Consider the following 4,252-nt stretch of genomic DNA (forward strand, 5'->3'; position numbering starts at 1 on the left):
GCTTTCGCCCCACCCTCCACCGGATGTGAAAAGGGGGCCCCTGCTATGCGGAATGCGTCAGCAGGGGCCCCCTCCCTACACCTCAGCCGGTGTTGCGCATACCGGCGGCGATGCCGTTGACCGTGGTGAGCAGCGCCCGCTCCAGCGCCGTCCCGTCGCTCGGAGCGCGCCGGCCACCCGGGGCCGTGGCCACCGCCCGGCCCGCCGCGCCGGAGTCCCGGTACTGCCGCAGCAGCGCCACCTGGAGGTGGTGCAGCGGCTCCAGGTAGGTGTCGCGCACCGCGAGGGTGCGCTGGAGCACCGGCGAGTTCTCCAGCAGGGCCGGCGAGGCGGTGACCGCCAGCACCTCCTGCTTGGTCAGCTCGTACTCCTGCTCGATCTTCGCGAAGATCGGATGCAGCTTCTTCGGCACGAGCGTCTCCACGTACCGGCGGGCGATGCTCAGGTCGGTCTTGGTCAGCATCATCTCGACGTTCGACAGGAACGTGCGGAAGAAGTGCCAGTTGCGGTGCATCTCGGCCAGCACGTCGGCCAGTCCGGCCTCGCGCGCCGCGGCCAGCCCGGAGCCGACACCGAACCAGCCGGGCACGATCTGCCGGGTCTGCGTCCAGCCGAACACCCACGGGATGGCCCGCAGCCCGCCCAGGCCGGCCCCGGTGTTGGGCCGCTTCGCCGGCCGGGAGCCGATGTTCAGCGCGCCGAGCAGCTCGGTGGGGGTGGATGCCCAGAAGTACTCCGGCAGGTCCGGGTCCTCCACCAGCGACCGGTACGACCGGAACGCCGCGTCGGAGACCACGTCCATCGACGCGTCCCAGCGCTCCAGCATCTCGGCCGGCTGCCGGGGCGCGGTGTGCAGCAGGGTCGCCTGGAGCACGGCGGCCATGGTCAGCTCCAGGTTCTCCCGGGCCAGCGCCGGCAGCGTGTACTTGTCGGAGATGACCTCGCCCTGCTCGGTGACCTTGATCGCGCCGTCGAGGGTGCCGTACGGCTGGGCCAGGATCGCCTCGTGGGTGGGGCCGCCGCCGCGCCCGACGGTGCCGCCCCGGCCGTGGAACAGCCGCAGGTGCACACCGTGCCGGGCGGCCACGTCCCGCAGTGCCCGCTGCGCCCGGTGGATCGACCACTGGCTGGTGGTGATGCCCGCCTCCTTGTTGGAGTCGGAGTAGCCCAGCATCACCTCCTGCACGTCGCCCCGGGCCGCCACGAGCGACCGGTACGCGGGCAGCGACAGCAACTCGTCCAGCAGCTCACCGCCGGCGTTCAGCTCGGCCGGGGTCTCCAGCAGCGGCACGAAGCCGATCCGGGCCCGGCCGCTGTGCACGTCGACCAGCCCGGCCTCGCGGGCCAGCACCACCGCCGCGAGCACGTCGTCCACGCCGAGGGTCATCGAGATGATGTACGACTCGATGACCTCAGAGCCGAACCGGTCCTGCGCCTCGCGGACGGTGGCGAACACGTCGAACGTCTTGCGGGCGCTCTCGGTCAGCGGCGTGTCCAGCGTCGACAGCGGGCGACGGCCGGTCAGCTCGTCGGCGAGCAGCTTGGTGCGCTCCAGGCGGGTCAGCGACGGGTAGTCGGACACCTCGCCGACGGCCGCGTAGAGCTGCGTGAGCACCTCGTGGTGCTTCTCGGCGTGCTCCCGCACGTCCATCGTCGCCAGATGCAGGCCGAAAGCGGACACCGTACGGATGGTGGAGGCGAGCCGGCCCACGGCGGTGAGCTGGCCGGCGTTGCGGGCAAGCGAGGCGCGCAGCAGCTCCAGGTCGGCGATCAGCTCGGCCGCGCCCCGGTAGTCGCGCCCCGGCACGTGCGGGGTGCCCCGGCGCAGCCGCTCCCGGGTGTTGGCCAGCTTCGCCTTCACGCACCGGGCCTTCAGCCGGTACGGCTCCTCGGCGTTCACCCGGCGGAACCGGGGGGCGACCTCGGGCAGCGCGTCCAGGTCGGCGGCAAGGCTGGCGGAGAGGTCCAGCGACACCCCGCGCAGCCGGCGGGAGACCGACACCTCGTTGATCAGGTGCTCCATCGCCGCCTCGGTGGCCGCGATGCCGTGCTCGTGCTGGATGCGCAGCACCTCGCCGGTCACCTGCGGGGTGACGAACGGGTTGCCGTCCCGGTCGCCGCCGATCCAGGTGCCGAACGTCAGCGGGCGGGCCGTCGGGGACGTCTCCACACCGAGGGCGCGCAGCGTGTCCGCGAGGTCTTCGAGCACCTGCGGAGCGGCCTCGGCGTACAGGTCGCGCAGGTAGTAGATGGCGTTGCGGGCCTCGTCGGTCGGGTCCGGCCGGTCGAGCCGCAGCTCGTCGGTCTGCCACATCAGGTCCAGCAGCTCGGCCAGGCGTCGGTTGGCCGGCCCCTCGTCGCTGGCCCCGTAGAGGATCGCGTTGGCGGTCTCGGCGTCCAGCTCGTCGGCGACGGCGCGCAGCTTCGACAGGATCGACCGGCGGGCCGCCTCGGTCGGGTGGGCGGTGAAGACCGGGCGCACCGCGAGCCGGCGGGCAGCCGCCGCGATCTCCTCGGCGGGCACCCCACGCTCGGCGATCATCTTGGCCGCCTGGTCCAGCCAGCCGCCCTGGATCGCCCGGCGGCGGCGCAGGTCCCGCGCCCGGTGCACCTGCTCGGTGATGTTGGCCAGGTGGAAGTAGGTGGAGAAGGCTCGGGCGAGCTTCGTGCCGGTGGTCACGTCCAGCCCGCCGAGGCGCTGCGCGGCGGCCGGGGCGTCGGAGCGGACCTGGGCCCTGATCTCCTCGACCAGGTCGAGCAGCGGGCGGCCCTCCTGCCGGGCGAGGGTCTGCCCGAGCAGCGTGCCGAGGCGGCGGATGTCGGCCCGCAGCGCGGCGTCCGGGCCGTCGTGGTCGTGCTGGTCGGTCACGGTGCGCTCCTTACGCCAGGGACGAAGGACAGCGCTGTCCGATTCCCTGGATCGTATCCGCGCCGCCCCCTTCGAAAGGAAGGGCCCCTTGTTATCGCTTTTTGTTGTACAGGGGGCCCTGCTAACCGCCTGCCCCGCCGGGGCGCGCATCGTCGCAGGTGGCAGGGGTGCCGCCCGAGTGGCGGGCGCCAGCGTGCCGGCCGCGGACCAGGGTGGCCGTGAGCAATCCCACGACGCCGAGCGCCACCCACAGGGCGAGCCCGCCCAGCGGCCAGCCCATCGACCGGCGATCGAAGTAGACCGCCGACTTGATCAGGTCGGTGGTCAGCCCGGGCACGTTCCACCGGTGCATGCCGCGTATCCAGGCGGGCAGGAACTCGGGGGCGTAGATGCCGCCGGAGCCGGGGTTGCCGAGCACCACCAGCAGCAGGATGGCGAGCCCGGTGCCGAACAGCCCGAGCCAGCCCTGCATGGCAGAGGCGATCATGGCGGCGGCGAAGACGGCCAGGGCGCCGACCGCGGCGACCGCCGGCACGTCGTGGTGCCAGATGTCCAGCACCGGGCCGACCACGAGCGCGCCCACCACGCCGAGCACGACCGCGTACGCCGCGAGGACGGCGATGCGCAGCCCGGCGGAAGCGAGGCTGCGGGGCGCGGTGCCGGTACGCAGGCCGAGCGCGGTGGCGGCGAGGTAGCCGCCGAGGATGTAGCCGACCGCGAGGTAGAACGGGACGAGACCGCGCGGGTCGGTCTGCTCGACCGGTACCTCGTCGGTGACCGTCAACGGCAGGTCGGACCGCCGAGCGGCCTCGGCGAACACCTGGTCGACCACGTCGGCGGCGGCGGGCGCGGAGGCGCTGGCAGTGGCGAGTCGCAGTCCGCCCTCGGGCGTGGCGGTGAGTACCCCGTACACCTCGCGGGCGGTGAGTCCGACGTCGGCGGCCGCCGCGTCGTCGTACTCGACGGGCTCGATCTTGTCGGTCTCGCCGCGCACGGCGGCCATGACCGCCTGGGCGCGCTGGTCGCCGAGGACCACCCCGACCGGCACGTCGCGCGGCACCGGGTCGTGCAACGTGCCCACGTAGGCGGCGATGAACGCGGTGGCCAGCGCCAGGGTGCCGGCCAGCAGGGCGGCGGTGCGCGGCAGCCACTCGCGTACCGGGATGTCCGGCTCATCGTCCACACGGCCAGCCTAGGGGCAATATGCCCTTGTTGTGGATTTTCGTCGCTTCGGTCGGGGCGGAACGCGGTGGTGGCGCTTCCCGGCGGTGCTCGTCGGCCGGGCCAAGGCGTGGGACTTCGAGCGTGCGCACACCGTCCCCGGATCGAGCGCGATCGTGACCGGCGTTCCGGGTTGGGACGGGAGGAGGGTGGGTGTCGGGC

At 73.1% G+C, this 4,252-nt stretch carries 2 protein-coding genes; both read right to left on the bottom strand.

Annotated features, from left to right (window positions below; all coding sequences use genetic code 11):
- Positions 1 to 82 precede the first annotated feature (82 nt).
- Positions 83 to 2,869: a phosphoenolpyruvate carboxylase gene (ppc, locus tag E1258_RS30375; RefSeq protein ID WP_132407146.1), complete on the bottom strand. Its 2,787-nt coding sequence runs from the start codon at positions 2,867 to 2,869 to the stop codon at positions 83 to 85.
- 121 nt (positions 2,870 to 2,990) lie between these two features.
- Positions 2,991 to 4,052, bottom strand: a complete 1,062-nt coding sequence (locus tag E1258_RS30380) for a hypothetical protein (RefSeq protein ID WP_132407148.1) — start codon at positions 4,050 to 4,052, stop codon at positions 2,991 to 2,993.
- Positions 4,053 to 4,252 lie beyond the last annotated feature (200 nt).

It is taken from the genome of Micromonospora sp. KC207 (assembly GCF_004348615.1).
Classification (GTDB): domain Bacteria; phylum Actinomycetota; class Actinomycetes; order Mycobacteriales; family Micromonosporaceae; genus Micromonospora.